The sequence below is a fragment of the Sphingomonas sp. S-NIH.Pt3_0716 genome (genome assembly GCF_003950715.1).
Lineage (GTDB): Bacteria > Pseudomonadota > Alphaproteobacteria > Sphingomonadales > Sphingomonadaceae > Sphingobium > Sphingobium yanoikuyae_A.
Genome location: NZ_QLJK01000022.1, coordinates 1 through 19,049, shown reverse-complemented (window position 1 = coordinate 19,049; position 19,049 = coordinate 1). Strand labels below are relative to the sequence as shown.

The window sequence follows — 19,049 nt, the reverse complement described above, 5'->3', positions numbered from 1 at the left end:
AAGATCGAAACGCCATGCACGCCTATCGCACCCACAATTGCGGCGCCCTTCGTGAAGCCGATGTCGGCGCGAATGTGCGCCTGTCCGGCTGGGTGCATCGCAAGCGCGATCATGGCGGCGTTCTCTTCATCGACCTGCGCGACCATTATGGCCTGACCCAGATCGTCGCCAAGGCGGACAGCGAGCCGCTGCGCATCCTAGACGGCCTGCGTGCGGAATCGGTCGTGACGATCGACGGCACCGTGGTCGCGCGCGGCCCGGAAGCGACCAACCCGAAGATGGCGACCGGCACGATCGAGGTCGTGGCCGACAAGGTGACCGTGCTGTCGACCTCGGCCGAACTGCCGCTGCCGGTGGCGGGCGAGCAGGAATATCCCGAGGATATCCGCCTGCGCTATCGCTTCCTGGACCTGCGCCGCGAAACGCTGCACGCCAATATCGTCACCCGCACCAAGATCATCCGCGACATGCGTCGCCGCATGGAAGATGCCGGCTTCACCGAATATTCGACGCCGATCCTGACCGCGTCCAGCCCGGAAGGCGCGCGCGACTTCCTGGTGCCCAGCCGCATCCATGCGGGCAAGTTCTACGCCCTGCCGCAGGCGCCGCAGCAATATAAGCAGCTGCTGATGGTTGCCGGTTTCGACCGCTATTTCCAGATTGCGCCCTGCTTCCGCGACGAAGATCCGCGCGCCGATCGTCTGCCGGGCGAATTCTACCAGCTCGACCTGGAAATGAGCTTCGTCACCCAGGAAGATGTCTGGAACACGATGGAACCGGTCATCGCATCGGTGTTCGAGGAATTTGCGCAGGGCAAGCCGGTCACCCCGGCCGGCAGCTTCCCGCGCATTCCGCATGCCGAAGCCATGCTGAAATATGGCAGCGACAAGCCGGACCTGCGCAACCCGATCATCATCCAGGACGTGACCGAGCATTTCCACGGCTCGGGCTTCGGCATCTTCGCCAGCCTGGTCGAGAGCGGCAATGTGATCCGCGCGATCCCGGCGCCGGGCGCGGGCGCGGGCAGCCGCAAATTCTTCGACGACATGAACAGCTGGGCGCGCGGCGAAGGCTATTCGGGCCTTGGCTATATCAACATCAAGGATGGCGTGCCCGGCGGCCCGATCGCCAAGAATCATGGCGAGGAAGCGACCGCCAAGCTGATCGCAGCGCTGGGCCTTGGCCCGAATGACGGCGTGTTCTTCGCCGCGGGCAAGGAGTCGCAGGCAGCGAAGCTGGCGGGCCTGGCGCGCATCCGCGTCGGCGAGACGCTCGACCTGATCGACAAGGACCGGTTCGACCTGTGCTGGATCGTCGACTTCCCCTTCTATGAATATGATGAAGACGAGAAGAAGGTCGACTTCGCCCACAATCCCTTCTCGATGCCGCAGGGCGGGCTGGACGCGCTCAACAATCAGGATCCGCTGAGCCTCAAGGCCTATCAGTATGACATGGTCTGCAACGGCTATGAGATCGCGTCGGGTTCGATCCGTAACCAGTCGCCCGAGGCGATGGTGAAGGCGTTCGAGCTGGTCGGCCTCAGCCAGGCCGACGTGGAAGAGCGTTTCGGCGGTCTCTATCGCGCGTTCCAGTACGGCGCGCCGCCGCATGGTGGCATGGCCGCCGGCGTCGACCGTATCGTGATGCTGCTGTGCGGCGCGCAGAATCTGCGCGAGATCACGCTGTTCCCGATGAACCAGCGCGCCGAAGACCTGCTGATGGGGGCGCCCAGCGCTGCCGAGTTCAAGCAGCTGCGCGAACTGCATGTCCGCGTGGTGGAGCCGCAGGCGAAGGCATAAGCCTTTCCCTCGGCTGGAAGGAACAGGGCTCCCGCCATCTGGCGGGGGCCTTTTTCTTTGCCGTCTTGCCTTGCTGTATTGTTATGATAACACACGTGGCGGCAAGGGAGCGTGGCGGATGATGCGGACGATCATGGCGATAGTGGCAGCGGGGCTTGCGGCGGTGTCTGTGCAGGCGACTGGTCCCGGTTTCGATCCGCGCGCTTTGAAGGCGGTTGCCGGGCCGCCCAATGAGGTGATGGTGCTGGGCACGCCCCATCTGTCGGGCTGGCCAAAGGATTTCGATGCAAAGGCGCTGGGGCCGCTGATCGACCGGCTGGCGGCGTGGAAGCCGCAATCGATCGCGGTCGAGTCCCTGTCTGGCCTGCAATGCGACGCCTTGCGTCGCGCGCCGTTCCGCTATGCGGAGACGGTGGAAACCTATTGCTGGGACGCGACGCCGGCGCGCCAGGCGACCGGGCTGGACGTGCCGGCCGCCACGGCCGAGGTCGAGCGGCGTATGGCCGCCTGGCCGGAGCGGCCGACGGCATCGGACCGGCGCCATATGGCGGCCTTGTTCCTGGCGGCGGCGGATCAGGGATCGGCGCTGGTGCAATGGCTGCGGCTGGACGGCGCGGACCGGCATGCGGGGGATGGGCTGGACGCCATATTGGTGGCGCGGCTGGAAACGCTGCGCCAGCGTCGCAACGAGGAGTTCCTGATTGCCGCGCCGCTGGCTGCCCGGCTGGGGCTGGAGCGGCTGGAACCGATGGACGACCACAGCGCCGACCGGCCCTATCGCAATGCCGAGGAGGAGAAGGCGGCGGGCGCGGCGATCATGAAGGCGTGGGACAATGAAGCGACGGCGCGGCGCAAGGCGGCCGATGCGGCGCTGCAGCCCGGCATCCGGACGGGGGCCGGCGTGCTGGCGCTCTATCGCGCCTATAATGCGCCGGATCAGGCGCAGACCATCTATGACAGCGATTTCGGCGCGGCGCTCAAGGAGCCTTCGCCCGAGCGTTTCGGGCGCGGCTATGCCGGCTATTGGGAGGTGCGCAACCTGCGCATGGCGGCCAATATTCGCGACGTCTTCGCCGCCGCGCCGCGCCAGCGGATGCTGGTGATCGTCGGAGCCTCGCACAAATTCTATCTCCAGGCCTATCTCGACATGATGCACGATGTGCGGCTGGTCGATACCGATGCCGTGCTGCACTGAGGCCGCGCTTGCTCTTGACGTCGGGGTTCGATCTAATCGGCCGTCCCCTTGCAGGAGAGCGGCGCATGACGATCAATCTGTCGGACTATGAGACCGGGGCGAAGTTCAAGGGCGATTATGATGCGGCGCTGCTGGCGCTGCAGCATCGCCTGTCGAAGATCCAGGTCGCCCATATCCTGCATCGCCGCCGGACCGTCATCATGCTGGAAGGCTGGGATGGCGCGGGCAAGGGCGGCATCATCAAGCGGATGACGGCGGACTGGGACCCGCGTTACTATCAGGTTCACCCGATCGCCGCGCCGACGCGCGAGGAACTGGACCATCATTTCCTCTGGCGCTTCTGGACCCGGCTGCCCGCCAGCCAGAATATCGGCCTGTTCGACCGCAGCTGGTATGGCCGGGTGCTGGTCGAGCGGGTGGAGAAATATGCCACCAAGGCGGAATGGAAGCGCGGCTACAAGGATATCAATGCGTTCGAGGCGCAGCAGGTCGATACCGGCACCAACATCATCAAGCTGTTCGTCCACATCACCCAGGAGACGCAGGATGAGCAACTGGCGCAGCGGCTGGATACGCCGTGGAAACGGTGGAAGACCGGCACCGACGATTATCGCAACCGGGCCAGGCGGGCCGAATATTGGGATGCGATGCACGACATGTTCGAGAAGACCGACACCAAGCAGGCGCCCTGGAAGGTGATCGACAATAATAACCGCAAGGCCGGACGAATCGCGGCGCTGACCTATGTCGCGGAGCGGCTGGAGAAACTGGTGCCGATGGATTTCCCGGCGGCCGATCCCGAGGTGGTCAAGCTGGCACGCGAGGCATTTGGCTATAAGCCGGCCAAATAATTCCGTAAAAACAACGATCTGTAACAAAAGCGTCATCAAATACTAAGCGGTCATTTACCCTTTTCTTCTAGGCCGGGCGCCATGTACGCGCCCCAGATGCTCGATCGGCCCGACCCGGAGCCGCATGTTGCCGCCGGCACCGCCTTGCCCTTTGCGCAGGGCTGCGCTGCGGTCCGGCTGGGCCAGCCGCTCAGCCAGGCCGTCGACCGCTTCCAGGATGATGCGGCGCTGCGGCTGCTGCCGGTGGTGGACGCCGCCGATCGGCCGGTGGGGGCCATTTATGAGCGCGACATGCGGCGCATCCTGTTCAATCCCTTCGGCCATGCGCTGCTGCGCAATCCCAGTTTCGGCGGGCGGCTGGACGAACATGTGCGGCCGTGCGCGACGGTCGAGCAGAGTGCCAGCGTCGAACGGCTGATCGACCTTTATGCGGCGCAGGGGAGCGATTGCGAGGGGCTGATCGTGACGCAGGGCGGCGATTATGTCGGCGTGGTCGGCGGTCCGCTGCTGCTGCGGCTGGCGGCGGAGCGGGATACACGCGATGCGCTGGCCCGCACCCGGCGGCTGGAACATGTGACGCGCGAGAGCGGCGCATTTCGCGCGGATGTCGAGGCGCTGATCGCCGATCTGGTCGGCATGGCCGACATGCTGTCGGCGCGCGCTGAACAGGCGGTGGAGCGGGCGTCGGGCAATGGCGAGGCGGCGGCCGGCATGGCGGTCGCGGCGGAACAGACGGCCGACAGCCTGCACGGCATCGCCAGCGGCGGGCAGGAACTGGGCGGGCTGTTCCAGGCGATGGAAAGCCAGGTGCGCGCGGCGGGCGAGGCGATCCGCGCGGCGGTGGCGCAGACGCAGGTCGGGGCCGAGCAGACGGCGGCGCTGCGCGTCGAGGCGGACGGGATCGGCGCGGTCATCACCCTGATCGACGATATTGCGCGGGCGACCAGCATGCTGGCGCTCAATGCCAGCATCGAGGCGGCACGGGCGGGCGAGGCGGGGCAGGGCTTTGCCGTGGTGGCGCGCGAGGTGAAGACTCTGGCGAGCCAGACGCGCGAGGCGGCGGCCGAGATCGGACAGCGCATCGGCCATGTCCGACTGGCGGTGGAGACGGTGGCGCAGGGGCATATGCACATGGACGCGGCGATGGCGACCGCGAACGAGGTGTCGGCGTCGGTCTTTTCGGCGGTGGCGCGCCATGGCGCCTTCAGCCGGTCGATCGCCGCGAGCCTGTCGGAAGCCGGATCGTCGAGCGACCATATCCGCCAGAGTGCGCGCCAGATCAGCGACAATGCAAGCGCGGCGGCGGCGGGCGCCCATGACATCGGCGTTGCGGCGGGGCAACTGGCGACGGTCGCGCACCGGCTGGACGATCGGGCGAGCCGGTTCCTGCAGGCGATCCAGGCAGGCTGAGCCGCACAAAGCCTCTGGTAACGGCGCAAAAAGCAGCTAGTCTTGCACCCAATGGGTCCGGCACGGGCCGAAAATGGGAGAGAAGATCATGCTCGTCATGTTCGTCGGCGTCGATCGCACCGAAACCGCGGTCAACCCTACCCAGGTGACCTTCGTCTCATCCGTGACCGACGGCACCCGCATCCGCTTTGGCGAAGGCCGCAGCGTCACCGTGACCGAACCGATCGCCGAAGTGCTGGATTCGCTCAACCGCGCCCTGCGGCCGCACGAATAGCGGTCTTTTCCCTCTTCCCCTCCGTTGCGCCTGCATGGCGACAGCCCTGTCGCGCGCGCGGCAGGTAAAAGGCCCGCCGCGCCATCGCGCAACGGGCCTTTTCAGAGCGTGAAGCCAGAGGTGGACGAAAGCCAGGATCAGGCGCCCGGTTGATCCGGTCGGGCGCGGTCGTCCTGCTTAGTCGTCATCCCCCGCTTCGGGTCCGGCCATCATCCCTTCGGCGACTTCCTCGGTCTTGCCGCGGATCGCCTTTTCCAGGCGGTCTGCCATTTCGGGATTTTCCTTGAGGAAGGTCTTGGCGTTTTCGCGACCCTGGCCGATGCGGACCGAGTCATAGGAGAACCAGGAGCCCGACTTCTCGACCAGCCCGGCCTTGACGCCGATGTCGAGCATCTCGCCAATCTTGGAAATGCCCTCGCCATACATGATGTCGAATTCGACCTGCTTGAAGGGCGGGGCGACCTTGTTCTTCACCACCTTCACGCGGGTCGCGTTGCCGACGATATCGTCGCGATCCTTGATCTGGCCGGTGCGACGGATGTCGAGACGGACCGAGGCGTAGAATTTGAGCGCGTTGCCGCCGGTGGTGGTTTCCGGATTGCCGTACATCACGCCGATCTTCATGCGCACCTGGTTGATGAAGATCACCATGCACTTGGAGCGGGCGATCGACCCGGTCAGCTTGCGCAGCGCCTGGGACATGAGGCGCGCCTGCAGGCCGACATGGCTGTCGCCCATCTCGCCCTCGATCTCGGCGCGCGGCACCAGCGCGGCGACCGAGTCGACGACGAGGATGTCGATGGCGTTGGAACGGACCAGCGTGTCGACGATTTCCAGCGCCTGTTCGCCGGTGTCGGGCTGCGACACGATCAGTTCGTCAATGTCGACGCCCAGCTTCTTGGCATAGATGGGGTCGAGCGCATGTTCCGCGTCGACGAAGGCGGCGGTGCCGCCCGCCTTCTGGGCTTCGGCGATCGCATGCAGCGTCAGCGTGGTCTTGCCCGAGCTTTCCGGGCCGTAAATCTCGATGATGCGGCCCTTGGGCAGGCCGCCGATGCCGAGCGCGATGTCGAGGCCGAGCGAGCCGGTCGAGATCGATTCAATCTCGATCTTCTCGCGGCTGCCGAGCTTCATCGCGCTGCCCTTGCCGAAGGCGCGATCAATCTGGGCGAGCGCCGCCTCCAATGCTTTCTGTCTGTCCATTGTGCCTGTCTTCTTGGAATCGATGAGTGAGAGCATAGCGGTCATCGGCCTATCCCCTGTCAAGCGGATCGCGTCGAGTCACTCGGCGCCTGCCAATGATGTATCCTGTTTGTTCCTGAGGAACAAGAGGGGAACGGAAATTTCCTATCCTGCCTATTCAGTCGGCGAGAATCTTCTCCAGCGCGCGTTCGACGGCGCCGATGGTGAAGGGCTTGGCCAGCGTCGGGCGATCGGCATGGCCCTGCGGCAGATCGTCGGCCATGCCGCCGGTGGCGAACAGGAAGGGGATCGACTGCTGGGCCAATATGTCGGCAACCGGCCAGCTTTTTTCACCCTGGAGATTGCAGTCGAGCAGGGCGGCGTCGAACCCGCCCTCGCGCGCCAGGGCGCACGCCTCGTCCACCGACGCGGCGGTCGCGTGAAGGCGATAGCCGAGCGCGTCGAGATAATCTTCCAGCATCATGCCGATCATCGCTTCATCCTCGACGATGAGGATGGACTTGCCGTCAGCCATGCGCCCTTGTCCCTTGTTCTTGCTTCCCATCGCTAGCCAAAGGGGCAGGCGATGCCCAGCATAATCGTTTGCCGGCGGGCAAGTTCATTCCACCGCCGGTCGCATCGCCAGCGCGTCGCGCGCCGCTTCGGCCAACTGGTTGACGGAAAAGGGCTTGGGCAGGAAGGCGACATTGGCGATGTCGATCGACTTGCGCAGCTGCTCCTCGGCATAGCCGGACATGAACAGCACGGGGAGGTCGGGGAAGCTGCGCCGCGCCTGCGCCACCATCGCCGGGCCGTCCATATTGGGCATCACCACGTCGGAGATCAGCAGGTCGATCTTCTCGCTGCCGCCCAGCACCTCCAGCCCCTGTTCGCCGTCGCTGGCGGTCAGCACCTTGTAGCCCTGGCGAGTGAGGGCGCGTTCGGCCACGGCGCGGACCATATCCTCATCCTCGACCAGCAGCACCGTGCCGGTGCCCCAGGTCTCGCTGCGCTTGATCGGCGTCTTGGGCTTGGCCTGTTCAATGTCGCCGCCGGCATAGACCGGCAGATAAATGACGAAGCTGGCGCCCCGGCCCAGTTCGGATTCGGCGAAGATATAGCCGCCCGACTGCTTGACGATGCCATAGACGGTGGAAAGGCCAAGGCCCGTGCCCTTGCCCAGTTCCTTGGTGGTGAAGAAGGGTTCGAAGATCTTGGACAAGATGTCGGGCGGGATGCCCAGGCCCGTGTCGGATACGCGCAGCGCGGTATAGTCGCTGATCGGCAGGATTTGCTGCCGCATCTCGCGCACGCGGTTGGCGGGCACGCCATAGGTCTGGATATTGAGCGTGCCGCCTTCGGGCATGGCGTCGCGGGCATTGACCGCCAGGTTGATGATGACCTGTTCGAGCTGGCCGGGGTCGGCGCGCACCGCGCCGAGGTTGCGGCCATGGCTGACGTCGAGCTTCACATTTTCGCCGAGCAGGCGTTTCAACAGGTTGGAAACGTCGGCGACGATGTCGGGCAGCTGCAATATCTGCGGGCGCAGCGTCTGCTGGCGCGAGAAGGCGAGCAGCTGGCGGGTGAGGCCCGCCGCGCGATTGCTGTTCGACTTGATCTGGGTGATGTCGTCATAGTCGCTGTCGCCCGGCGTATGGCGCATCAGCATCAGGTCGCAATGGCCGATGATGGCGGTCAGGATATTGTTGAAGTCATGGGCGACGCCGCCGGCCAGCTGGCCGATCGCCTGCATCTTGGTCGCCTGCGCGACCTGGCGCTTGAGCTTCGATTCCTCGCTATTGTCTTTGAGGCTGAGTAGTACGGCGGCCTCGCCCAGGCCGCGCACGCCGGCGAGGCTGAGCGCGATCGGTTCCTCGGGCTGTTCGCGCATGCGCACGGCGATGTCGCCCGACATTTGCGGGCCGACGGCAAAGCGTCGCACCGCGTCGGCCACCGCTGCCTGATCCTCGCGCACGACAAGGTCGCCGGGATAGCTGGGCGTTTCGGCATCCTTGATGCCGGCGGCGCGGGCGAACGCCTTGTTGACGAACAGCACCCGGCCGTCGCGGTCGGCCATGGCGAGGCCGAAGGGCAGCAGCGAGAGCAGGGTTTCGATATAGGAAAGGGCAGAGGTGCCGCCCCCGCCGGCCGGCTCGTCAATCAGCAGCAGCAGCATCGGGCCGTCCTGCGCGCCGTTCTGGACGCCGCCCGGCTGCGACGCACGGCGCAGCGGCACCTGAAGCAGGCGCAGCGGCAGGCCGCCGCTTTCCTCGCGCGCCAGGAACAGCCGGCCCTTGTCATCGACCCGCATATGGGCGGCGAAATCGCGGCCGGTGATGTTGGCGTCGATCCGTCCGGCGGCGCGCAGCAGGAAGGCGCCGTTGGCGGCACGGATGCGGCCTTCGCCGCCGATCATCACCGCCATGATGCCGGCTTCGCCCAACTGTCGTCCGGCTTCGCCCGTCAGCACGCGATGGACATCGTCGAGCGCGCTGGGCTGGCGCATCGGAGTGAAGCGCCAGAGCAGATAATCTTCCGACCGGCCGGTGCGGGTGATGTCGACGTCGAGGCGCAGGGTCGCATGGGCGATCGCCTCGACCTTGGCCTCACCATCGCGCCAGGCGGCGCGGGCGGCGGCGGTCAGGCTCTCGATCAGCGAGGCATCGGTATTGACGGCCGGCGGGGAGGGATAGCCGGGGAACCATTCGCCGAACAGGTCGCTGGCGCAGACTAGTCGGCCGGCGCGGTCGGTGACGGCGATCGCCATGCTGGAGGCGTCGGCGGCGGCGCGCGCCACGGTCCAGTCGGGCACGGCATCACTTGCGGACAGCGGCGGGGGGTAGAGGCGGCGATACCAGGCGAGCAGCGCGGCGATGGTGATGACCGTGGCGGCAAAGCCGGCGGCCAGTGCCCAGTCGCCAATGGCATAGAGGACGATTGCGGCGGAGGCGGCTGCGGCGAGCGCGAGCAGGGGCACGAAGCTGCGCGACGGGGCTTGTCCCATCCACGCCTCATCATCCCTGTTTACCCGCGCAACCATCGGCGCCGTCCCCTTAAGCCCTTACAATGGAACCATGACGCCACGGATCAGACCCGAGCGATCTCTTCCAATGCGCTGCTTTCGGTGCGCTTGCCAATCCTCAATTTGCGCGCCTGCCACTTGCGGCCCATGCGGCGGCGCCAGAACCAGTCGGCGCCGACATAGCCGAGCACCGCGCTGGCGAGCGAGATGAGGAACAGGCCGAGCAGCATGGCCGGGGCGGCTTCGGAAAAGAGCCAGGCGCACCATTGGCCGATCGAGGCATGGCCATCGACCAGCGCCATGAAGCCCGAGGCGTCGGCGCTGCGGCCGAGCATCCAGTTGCCGAGCCATACCGATGCCATCAGGATCAGCGGCGTGGTGGCCGGGTTGGACAGGAAGGTCATTGCCGCCGCCACCGGGATATTGGCGCGGAAGGGCAGGGCGAAGATCGCAGCGCCGGCGATCTGGACGCCGGGGATCAGCAGGAAGATGCCGACGAACAGGCCGAGCGCGACGCCGCGCGGCACCGACCGGCGGGTGAAGCGCCACAGCGAGGGTTCCAGCACGCGATGGGCGACGGGGGCAAGGACGCGGCTCTTCTCCAGCGATTCACGGGTTGGCGCGTTGGCGTGCCACCAGCGGGAGAAGCGATTGTCCATGGATCAGCTATGCGCCTTCATGATGCGCTGCTGATCGCGCTTCCAGTCGCGTTCCTTGATCGTGTCGCGCTTGTCGTGATTCTGCTTGCCCTTGGCCAGCGCCAGTTCGACCTTGGCCCGGCCCTGGCTGTTGAAATAGACCATCAGCGGCACCAGCGTCATGCCCTTGCGCGACACCGCGCTGTGCATCTTCTCGATCTCGCGTTCGTGCAGCAGTAGCTTGCGCACCCGCTTGGGCTCGTGATTTTCGCGGTTGCCATGGCTATATTCGGGGATGTTGCTGTTCACCAGGAAGACCTGGTTGCCCTTCACCTCGGCATAGCTTTCGGCGATATTGCCCTCGCCGCCGCGCAGGGCCTTCACCTCGGTGCCCTGCAGCGCGATGCCGGCCTCGAACACGTCCTCGATGAAATAATCGAAACGGGCGCGCCGGTTCTCGGCGACGATCTTCTTCTTGTCGAAGGTTGCGGGGCGGGGGCGGGCCATATTCTGCTGCTTAACTCAATTCATCATATAGGGACGCCGGCGCGTCAAACCAGACCGGCGATCTCCAGCGCGCGATCGACCGCGGCGCGGCTCGATTCCGACGGCCAGGTAATCGGCAGCCGAAGCTCGCCGGGCATGTCGGGCCGCACGCGGGTAAGCGCATATTTGACAGGGCCGGGTGAAGAATCGCTGAACAGGGCATCATGCAGGGGATAGAGACGATCCTGCAGCGCCAGGGCACCATCCCAATCCTGCGCGGCGCAGGCCGCCTGGAAATCGGCGACCAGGCGCGGGGCGACATTGGCGGTGACCGAAATACAGCCCCGGCCGCCCATCGCGTTGAAGCCGAGTGCGGTTTCGTCATTCCCCGAAAGCTGGCAGAAGTCCGGGCCGCAGGCGAGGCGCTGCGCGGTGACCCGCCCCAGATTCCCGGTGGCGTCCTTCACCCCGACGATCGACTGATATTCCTGGCTCAGCCGGTGCATCACCGGCACGCCGATGTCGGTGATGGTGCGGGTGGGGACGTTGTAGAGGACGATCGGCAGGTCGCAGCGCTGCGCCAGATAGGCGAAATGCTGGTAGACGCCGTCCTGATTCGGCTTGTTGTAATAGGGCGCGACGACCAGCGCCGCGTCGGCGCCGGCGGCCTGCGCCGCATACATATGTTCCAGCGCGATCCGGGTGTCGTTCGATCCGCAGCCGGCGATCACTGGCACGCGGCCGGCCGCCTGGTCGACGCAGATGGCGATGACGCGATTATGCTCCTCGACCGTCATGGTCGCGCTTTCGCCGGTGGTGCCGCAGGGGACCAGCGCGCTCGACCCTTCCTCGATCTGCCAGTCGACCAGGGCGCGGAAGGCGGCCTCATCCACCGCTCCGTCGCGGAAAGTGGTCACCAGGGCTGGAATCGACCCGGAAAACATCATTAAACTCCTTCAATTCTCCGGGCGACCGGGGCATGATCGGGCAAGCGGCGCGCTATAGCGCGTCATTCAGGGCCTGATAAGGATGCAATAGCGATTATGTCCAGCATGCCGAAGCCCGGAACTGTCGAAAGTTACCTGATCCGCATGCCTGTCATTGCTTTATTGCTCGCAACCGCCGGTGCCGGCGCCCAGACCGAAACCCCCACCGTCTATGCCCAGGCGATGGTGCAGCCTTTGCCGGGCCAGCCGGGCTCGACTCAGCCCAGCGCCTGGAACCAGGCGGCCAGCCGCGTCGGCATGCCGTCCGATCCCTCGATCGCCGGCACGATCAGCCAGTGGCGCGCCTTGCAGCAGAGCGATGGCCTGGGCTTTTCCACCTATGCCAGCTTCATCATGGCCAATCCCGGCTGGCCGGGCGAGGACCGGATGCGGCGGCTGGCCGAGACCGGGATCAATCCCGACAGCTTTGATCCGCGCCAGGTGATCGCCTTCTTCGCCCGCTTCCCGGCGCGCACCGCGACCGGCCATGCCCGCAATGCCGTGGCGCTGATGCAGGCCGGGCGGATGGATGAGGCGCGGGTGGCCGCGCGCACCGCCTGGATCACCGGCACGCTGAGCCCGACCGACGAGGCGCGGCTGCTGTCGCTGTTCGGATCGGGCTTTACCGTGGCCGACCATGACCAGCGCGCCGACATACTGCTGTGGTCCAACGACACGATCGGCGCGATGCGGATGCTGGCCTATGTCAGTCCGGCGCGGCGGGCGATCTATGATGCGCGCATCGCCTTTCGCCAGAAGTCGCCGGACGCCGCGATCAAGATGCAGACGGCCGAGCCGGCCGGCGGGGCGAGCGATGCGGGCTTCATCGCCGACAAGGCGACCTGGCTGCTCAACAGCGGCAACTGGATCGCCGGGCGCCAATATCTGGCCAATCGCCAGCCGCTGACCTTCCGCCCCGGCAATGCCGAAAAATGGTATGAGACGCTGCTGACCCAGGCGCGGTCGTCGGCGAACGACAGCCAGTGGAGCTTTGCCTATGGCATCGCCAGCCAACTGGACGATGCCTATGCGCCGGGCACGGACGTGTCGACCCGGCCGATCGGCGAGCGCGACGATTATACCAGCCTTGCCTGGCTGGCGGGCACGACCGCCTTCTACAATCTCAACCGTCCGACCGATGCGGTGGCGATGTTCCGCCGCTATGCAACCGGCGGCAAGTCGCCCCAGGTCCAGGCCAAGGGCTATTATTGGGCCGGGCGCGCGGCGCTGCAGGCGGGCGATGCCGCCAGCGCCAACAGCTATTTCAACCAGTCGGCACAATTCCCCGATCAATATTATGGTCAGCTGGCGCTGGAGCGGCTGGGCCGGCCGGTGCCGCCGCCGCCCGAACGGGCGGTGTCGATCTCGGCCGCAGAACGCAGCGAGTTCAACAACCGGTCGGTGGTGCGCGCCGCCAGGGCGCTGGGCCAGATGGGCTATTGGGAAGACCAGAGCAAGTTCGTCCGCGCCATTGCCAATGGCGCCGACAGCGATGGCGATCATTTCCTGGCCGCCGAGCTGGCGCAGAATCTGGGCCGCCCGGACATGGGCGTGATGGTCGGTCGTCGCGCCGTATCCAACGGCCTGACCGGCTATGGCGCCAGCGCCTTCCCGCGCGTGCCGGTGCCGCCGACGGCGCAATATAACTGGACCATGGTCCATGCGATCGCGCGACAGGAAAGCCAGTTCGACAAGCAGATCGTCAGCCATGCCGGCGCGCGCGGCCTGATGCAGCTGATGCCGGGCACGGCGCGCGAGCAGGCGGGCAAGCTGGGCCTGAGCTATGACGCCGGTTCGCTCAATGATCCCAGCTACAACATCATGCTGGGGTCGGGCTATTTCCAGCGCATGCTCGACTATTATGGCGGCAGCTATCCGCTGGCCGTGGCCGCCTATAATGCCGGGCCGGGCAATGTGAATCGCTGGGTCAAGGCCAATGGCGACCCGCGCCTGCCGGGCGCCGACATGCTGCGCTGGATCGAGCAGATCCCGATCTTCGAGACGCGCAACTATGTCCAGCGGGTGCTGGAAAATGCCGTCGTCTATGAGGCGATGAACCCGGAGCGGGCCAAGTTCAAGGGCAGCAATGCGGTGCTCAGCCGCTATCTGGGCAAGCAGACGCCGGGCTGATCTTTCCGGTTTGCGCGTCGGCCAAGGCTGTGGATAAGGGGCGGCATGAGCGGTCCCTATCCCAATTATATCAGCCCCGAGGGCTTTGCGAAGCTGCGCGCGGAATATGACCATCTGCTCGGCGTCGAGCGGCCGCGCATCGTCGAGGTGGTAAGCTGGGCCGCGGGCAATGGCGACCGCAGCGAAAATGGCGACTATCTTTATGGCCGCAAGCGGATGCGCGAGATTGACGGGCAATTGAAGCGCCTGTCGAAGAAGATGAAGGACGCCAAGGTCGTCGACCCGCGCCAGCAGCCCGACAAGGGGCGGGTCTATTTCGGCGCGACCGTCACCATCGCCGACGAGGATGACAATCATCGCACCGTGACGATCGTCGGCAATGACGAGACCGATGTGAACGCCGGCCGGATCGGCTGGGGATCACCGATCGCCCGTGCGCTGCGCGGGGCGGCCATCGGCGACCTGCGCCGGGTGCATCTGCCCGCCGGCGAGAAGGAATATGAGGTGATGGCGATCAGCTATCCGCAATAGGATTTCGATCGCTTAACTTCCCACATTTCCCGCACATTTCGACATTCTATTTCCAATCCCTGTAACATCCTTACGCGGGCCGCCCCCATTATAGGGGCGATCTGCCCTGTAGGACAGCATCCGCCAGCCAGGCGCGGAAGGCGGCCATGGCGGGGCTGTCGGGGCGGGACAGCAGGCGGGTGAGCCAATAGCCGCCGACATCGACGCTCTCAGGAAAAGGCTGGACCAGCCGTCCGGCCTGCAGATCGGCGGCGAACATCGCTACCGGGGCGAGCGCGATGCCAAGGCCGGCCCGCGCCGCCTCCACCATCAGCAGCGAGGTGTCGAACATCGGCCCGCGCAGCGGCGGGCAGGGCGCGCCGGCGGCGGCGAACCAGCGCGGCCATTCGTCGGCACGATAGGAGCGCAGCAGCGGCTCGCGCGCGAGCGTGGCGGGATCGGCCAGGCGGGCGGCGAGGGCTGGCGTGCAGAGCGGGGCGAGCGGCGCGCGCAGGATCGGCTGGGCATGGGTGCCGTGCCAGGCGCCCTCGCCAAAGCGGATCGCCAGGTCCAGCCCCTCGCCGGCCAGATCGACCCTATTGTTGTTGGTCATCAGCCGCAGGTCGACATGGGGGCAGGCACGGGCGAAATCAGCAAGGCGCGGCAACAGCCAGCCGCCGGCAAAGGTGCCGACCACGCCCAAGGTCAGCACTTCATGCAGCCGCCCGCCCTCGATCCGCTCCAGCGTGCCGCCGACCCGGTCGAACGCATCGGCCAGCACCGGGAGCAGCGCCAGCCCCTCATCGGTCAGAGCGAGGCCGCGCGGCAGGCGGCGGAACAGCGGCGCGCCGATCCGCGCCTCCAGCTGCGCGACCTGCTGGCTGACCGCGCCCTGGCTGACGCAGAGTTCGAGGCCGGCGCGGGTGAAGCTGAGATGCCGGGCCGCCGCCTCGAAGGCGCGCAGGGCATTGAGCGGCAGTTGGGCGCGATCCATGGTCAAAGCATAAGGTCAGCTAATGGCTGTGTCGAGAATTGATGCTTTGTCGCAAGCCCGTGTCTCCCGCAATCTCTGCACATCACCAAGCATGTAAGGGTAGGGCGATGCGCAACTGGATGGGCGTAGGTATCAGCATGGCTGCGATGTTTCTGGGTGGGCCGGCCTGGACGAAGGCGGCGGATGATCCGTTGCTGCGGCCGATCGCGCTCGCCTCGTCCAAACGCTGGCTGGCGCCGCAGGCACCGGTCCGGCTGCATGGCCAGACCTATCTGGTCGGGTTCGGCGGCCTCAATGTCGCGCTCATCAGGACGAGTGCCGGGCTGATCCTGATCGACGGCGCGGTGCCGCAGGCGGTGCGCGACGTGGAGGCGAACATCAGGGCGCTGGGCTTTTCGATCCGCGACGTGAAGCTGATCCTGAGCACGGAGCCGCATTTCGACCATGCCGGCGGGCTGGCCGCGCTGGCCCGCGACAGCGGCGCGACGGTGGTAGCGAGCGCGCCGGCGGCGGCCGTGCTGCGCACCGGCGGCATCGATCCGGCCGATCCGCAGGCGGCCTGGCTGGAGCATTTTCCCGCCGTCCGCCGGCTGCGCGCGGTCAAGGATGGCGAGGAGATCCGGCTGGGCGACACGGTCATCACCGCCGTCGCGACACCGGGCCATACGATGGGCAGCATGAGCTGGCGCTGGAAAAGCTGCGAGGGGCGGCAATGCGCGACGATGGTCTTCGGCTCCAGCCTCAATCCGATCGCGGCCGATGGCTATGGGTTTTCCGATCCCGCGCACCGGCCGGTGGTCGACGCCTTTCGCGCGACCTTCGCCAAGGTGGGCGCAATGGATTGCGACCTGTTGATCACGGCTCATCCCGATCCGGCCGACCCGGCCAAGCTGGCGCGCTTGCGGGCGAAGCGCGTGCCCAATGCCTTCATCGATCCGACCGCCTGCCGCCGCTATGCCGACCGCGCCGCCGGGATGCTGGACAAGAAGCTGGCAGCGGAAGGGGAAACGCGCAGTTACAGCCGGGGCCAATAACCCCTTTTCCTGCCGGTCTTAATTTGCGACACTATTGTCGTAAATATAAAGGGGAGCAGGATGCAGATCGCGGGCAGGACGACATTCATCACCGGGGGTGGCGGTGGCATTGGCGCAGGGATAGCGCAGGCCTTTGCCGAGCAGGGCGGGCGCATCATCCTGGCCGATATCGACGCGGGTTTCGCCGAAGCGGAGGCCGCGAAGCTGCCGGCGGGGACGGAAGCGATGGCGCTGCAGATCGACGTCACCAGCCGCGACAGCTGGGCGCAGGCGAAAGCGACGGCGGAAGCGCGCTTCGGGCCTGTGGATATCCTCTGCAACAATGCCGGGATCGCGTCGGGTTTTGCACCGCTGATCGACATGGACCCGGCCGATTTCGATCGGCTGGTGGCGGTCAACCTGACCGGCGTCTATAATGGCATTGCCTGTTTCGCGCGGGCGATGGTCGACCGGGGCGTGGGGCATATCGTCAACACATCGTCGATGAACGGACTCAACCCCTTCGGCCTGTTCGCCGCCTATTCGGCGAGCAAGTTCGGCGTGCTGGGCCTGTCGGATTCGCTGCGGCAGGAACTGGCGCCCCATGGCGTCGGCGTCTCCACTTTGTTTCCCGGCCTGACCCGCAGCCGCATGTCGGAATCCGACACGGTCGGGCCGGGCGCGATGGACCCGGCGCGGCTGGCGCAGATTCGCGCCAACATGATGGAGCCGATCTGGCTGGGCCGGGCGGTGGTGCGCGCGGTCGAGCAGGACCAGCCCTATATCATTACCCATCCCGAATATCGCGACGACCTGGCCCGCCGGTTCGATACGATCCTGGCGGCGTTCGGCGCACCGGCCCAGCCGGGCTATCGCACGGGGGCGTCGGCGACCGGGCGCTGACTGAGGCGCGAAAGCTCAGGCCCGATAGTTCAGGAACGGGCGGCGGCGAGGATCATCTCCGCTCCCTTTTCCGCGATCATCATGGTCGGCGCATTGGTGTTGCCCGACGTGATCGTCGGCATCACCGAGGCGTCGATGACGCGCAGCCCGCCGATGCCATGGACGCGCAATTGCGGGTCGACTACCGCGCGCGGGCCGCTGCCCATGGCGGCGGTGCCGACCGGATGGAAGATGCTGCTGGCGATCGCGCCGATTCCTTCGAGCAGGGCGGCGTCATCCTGTCGCTCCGGGCCGGGCCGGAACTCCTGCGGCGCATAGGGGGCGAGGGCCGGCTGGCCGACGATCGCGCGGGTGACGCGCACCGCCTCGATCGCGACCTGACGGTCTTCGGCCGCTGACAGATAATTGGGGCAGATGGCGGGCGGGGCGAGCGGATCGGCGGAATGGATCCACACATCGCCCCGGCTGTGCGGGCGCAGGTTGCAGACGCTGGCGGTGAAGGCGGGAAAGGCGTCGAGCGCGCCACCGAACGCGGCCAGGCTCAAGGGCTGGACATGATATTCGAGATTGGCGCTGGCATGACGCGGGTCGGATTTGACGAACATGCCAAGCTGGCTGGGCGCCATCGACAGTGGCCCGGAGCGGCTGGCGAGATAGTGCAGGCCCATCCATGCCTTGCCCAGCCATGATCCGGCCCGGCCGTTGAGGGTGGCGATGCCGTTCACCCGATAGGCGCAGCGTATCTGGAGATGATCCTGCAGATTTTCGCCGACGCCCGGCCGGTCGGCCAGCACGTCGATGCCGAGTGCGGCTAGCCGGGCGCCGTCGCCGATGCCCGATCGCTGGAGGATGGCGGGGCTGCCGATCGAGCCGGCCGACAGGATGACTTCGCCATCGGCCAGCGCGGTGCAGGCGTCGCCGTCCAGCAGGAAGCGCACGCCGGTGGCGCGGCCCTGCGCGATCGTCACCCGGTCGATCGTTGCGCCGGTGACGATGCGCAGATTGGGGCGGTTCATCGCCGGACGCAGGAAGGCGTCGGCGGCGCTCCAGCGCCGGCCGCGCCGCTGCGTCACCTGGAAATAGCCCGAGCCCAGATTGTCGCCGCCGTTGAAGTCGGCGGTTTCGGGCACGCCATATTGGCTGGCGGCCTGGCGGAAGCGGTCGAGCAGGTCCCAGCGCAGCCTTTGTCGCTCGACCCGTATCTCGCCGCCTGCGCCATGGGTGGCGCTGGCCCCGTCCTGATGATCCTCCGCCCGCACGAAATAGGGCAGGACATCGTCCCAGCCCCAGCCGATATTGCCGGCCTGGCGCCAGCCATCATAATCGGCGGCCTGGCCACGCATGTAGATCATGCCGTTGATCGAACTGCTGCCGCCGATCACCCGGCCGCGCGGATAGGCGATGGCACGAGCGCCAAGGCCGGCCTCCGCCTCGGTCTTCAGGCACCAGTCGGTGCGCGGATTGCCCATGCAATAAAGATAGCCGACCGGGATCTTTATCCACAGCCAGTCGTCCTTGCCGCCTGCCTCCAGCAGCAGCACGCGGTTGCGCGGATCGGCGCTCAGCCGGTTGGCCAGCACGCATCCCGCGCTGCCCGCGCCCAGGATGATATAATCCCAGCGGCCATAATCCCGGTCCATCGCCTCTCCTCTTGTG

Annotated in this window: 17 protein-coding genes; 9 read left to right on the top strand and 8 right to left on the bottom strand. The window is 66.4% G+C overall.

From position 1 onward, the window contains the following. Positions 1-14: 14 nt before the first annotated feature. From aspS to BRX37_RS17460, 5 genes are all read left to right on the top strand, one after another. Positions 15-1,799 carry an aspartate--tRNA ligase gene (gene aspS / locus BRX37_RS17480; protein WP_125988474.1) on the top strand — a complete coding sequence of 595 codons (1,785 nt, stop codon included), beginning with the start codon at positions 15-17 and terminating at the stop codon, positions 1,797-1,799. A 118-nt stretch (positions 1,800-1,917) separates the two neighbouring features. Further along, positions 1,918-2,994, top strand: coding sequence for a DUF5694 domain-containing protein (locus BRX37_RS17475; protein WP_017499615.1), 1,077 nt, complete (start codon positions 1,918-1,920; stop codon positions 2,992-2,994). A 65-nt stretch (positions 2,995-3,059) separates the two neighbouring features. Beyond that, a complete protein-coding gene (locus tag BRX37_RS17470) occupies positions 3,060-3,845 on the top strand; it encodes a polyphosphate kinase 2 family protein (RefSeq protein ID WP_125988472.1) in 786 nt (261 codons plus the stop codon). An 81-nt stretch (positions 3,846-3,926) separates the two neighbouring features. Beyond that, complete coding sequence (locus tag BRX37_RS17465) at positions 3,927-5,255, top strand: methyl-accepting chemotaxis protein (protein ID WP_125988470.1); 1,329 nt, start codon at positions 3,927-3,929, stop codon at positions 5,253-5,255. An 88-nt stretch (positions 5,256-5,343) separates the two neighbouring features. After that, complete coding sequence (locus BRX37_RS17460) at positions 5,344-5,529, top strand: hypothetical protein (protein ID WP_004208680.1); 186 nt, start codon at positions 5,344-5,346, stop codon at positions 5,527-5,529. 177 nt (positions 5,530-5,706) lie between these two features. Here the strand turns inward: BRX37_RS17460 and recA are convergent, their stop codons facing one another. The 6 genes from recA to dapA form a co-directional block, all read right to left on the bottom strand. Then, complete coding sequence (recA, locus tag BRX37_RS17455; RefSeq protein WP_004208679.1) at positions 5,707-6,777, bottom strand: recombinase RecA; 1,071 nt, start codon at positions 6,775-6,777, stop codon at positions 5,707-5,709. 112 nt (positions 6,778-6,889) lie between these two features. Further along, positions 6,890-7,246, bottom strand: a complete 357-nt coding sequence (locus tag BRX37_RS17450; protein ID WP_004208678.1) for a response regulator — start codon at positions 7,244-7,246, stop codon at positions 6,890-6,892. A gap of 84 nt (positions 7,247-7,330) precedes the next feature. Next, complete coding sequence (locus BRX37_RS17445; protein WP_125988468.1) at positions 7,331-9,715, bottom strand: hybrid sensor histidine kinase/response regulator; 2,385 nt, start codon at positions 9,713-9,715, stop codon at positions 7,331-7,333. Between the two features lie 83 nt (positions 9,716-9,798). Continuing rightward, positions 9,799-10,392 carry a DUF2062 domain-containing protein gene (locus BRX37_RS17440; RefSeq protein WP_017499609.1) on the bottom strand — a complete coding sequence of 198 codons (594 nt, stop codon included), beginning with the start codon at positions 10,390-10,392 and terminating at the stop codon, positions 9,799-9,801. Positions 10,393-10,395: 3 nt separating this feature from the next. Beyond that, entirely contained in the window at positions 10,396-10,878 is a 483-nt protein-coding gene (gene smpB, locus BRX37_RS17435; RefSeq protein ID WP_010337314.1) for an SsrA-binding protein SmpB, read from the bottom strand. A gap of 44 nt (positions 10,879-10,922) precedes the next feature. Further along, positions 10,923-11,801, bottom strand: a complete 879-nt coding sequence (dapA, locus tag BRX37_RS17430; protein WP_004208674.1) for a 4-hydroxy-tetrahydrodipicolinate synthase — start codon at positions 11,799-11,801, stop codon at positions 10,923-10,925. A gap of 99 nt (positions 11,802-11,900) precedes the next feature. Between dapA and BRX37_RS17425 the strand changes: the two genes are divergently transcribed. Together BRX37_RS17425 and greB are read left to right on the top strand one after the other, a co-directional pair. Continuing rightward, complete coding sequence (locus BRX37_RS17425) at positions 11,901-13,973, top strand: lytic transglycosylase domain-containing protein (RefSeq protein WP_099234396.1); 2,073 nt, start codon at positions 11,901-11,903, stop codon at positions 13,971-13,973. Positions 13,974-14,018: 45 nt separating this feature from the next. Then, entirely contained in the window at positions 14,019-14,504 is a 486-nt protein-coding gene (gene greB, locus BRX37_RS17420) for a transcription elongation factor GreB (protein ID WP_125988466.1), read from the top strand. Positions 14,505-14,592: 88 nt separating this feature from the next. Here greB and BRX37_RS17415 read toward each other — a convergent pair whose 3' ends face one another. Next, positions 14,593-15,477: a LysR family transcriptional regulator gene (locus tag BRX37_RS17415; RefSeq protein ID WP_125988464.1), complete on the bottom strand. Its 885-nt coding sequence runs from the start codon at positions 15,475-15,477 to the stop codon at positions 14,593-14,595. Between the two features lie 107 nt (positions 15,478-15,584). On the opposite strand from BRX37_RS17415, the gene bla reads away from it, so the two are divergent. Continuing rightward, on the top strand, positions 15,585-16,511 hold the full coding sequence (gene bla / locus BRX37_RS17410) for a subclass B3 metallo-beta-lactamase (RefSeq protein WP_125988462.1): 927 nt from the start codon (positions 15,585-15,587) through the stop codon (positions 16,509-16,511). Positions 16,512-16,571: 60 nt separating this feature from the next. Beyond that, positions 16,572-17,393, top strand: coding sequence for an SDR family oxidoreductase (locus BRX37_RS17405; RefSeq protein ID WP_125988460.1), 822 nt, complete (start codon positions 16,572-16,574; stop codon positions 17,391-17,393). A gap of 29 nt (positions 17,394-17,422) precedes the next feature. On the opposite strand, the gene BRX37_RS17400 is transcribed toward BRX37_RS17405, so the two are convergent. Beyond that, on the bottom strand, positions 17,423-19,033 hold the full coding sequence (locus tag BRX37_RS17400) for a GMC family oxidoreductase (RefSeq protein WP_125988458.1): 1,611 nt from the start codon (positions 19,031-19,033) through the stop codon (positions 17,423-17,425). Between the last annotated feature and the right edge of the window lie 16 nt (positions 19,034-19,049).